1 protein-coding gene is annotated in these 387 nt (G+C 51.4%); it reads right to left on the bottom strand.

All coding sequences use genetic code 11. The features are described 5' to 3' along the window. A partial coding sequence (locus ACO0LC_RS29200) for an ExbD/TolR family protein (RefSeq protein ID WP_423009771.1) occupies positions 1-387 on the bottom strand: 387 nt, incomplete at both ends.

The following is a 387-nucleotide window of genomic DNA, read 5'->3' as shown; positions in this document are numbered from 1 at the left end:
CACGTTGTGCCGTCAGGATGGTTTTGCCAACAAACTCGTAACGGGCATTCTGATCGCCACGGATATGCAATTCCGGTTGCGGGATCTTGACTGCTTCTAACGCAAGCTTGTCAAACAGGGCATCCTGGCCGCCCAGCGGCTTCATGCTGCCGTTCCAGTACAAATCACCATCCTTGTTGATCGACAGGGTGATGTTTTCTGGTTTGGTTTTGTAAATCTGATTGTGTTCTGCCGGCAGCTTGAGCTTGACCGTATCCGTGATCACCGGGGTGGTGATGAGGAAGATGATCAGCAAGACCAGCATGACGTCTACCAGCGGGGTGGTGTTGATGGTGCTATTGACTTCGTCTTCGCCATCACCATCATTGCCAATTGCCATTGCCATAA

Source organism: Undibacterium sp. JH2W (assembly GCF_049340425.1).
In the GTDB taxonomy this organism is placed as follows: domain Bacteria; phylum Pseudomonadota; class Gammaproteobacteria; order Burkholderiales; family Burkholderiaceae_D; genus Undibacterium.
Note: the sequence above shows the minus strand (reverse complement) of the source record. Positions and strands in the feature narration are given on the sequence as shown.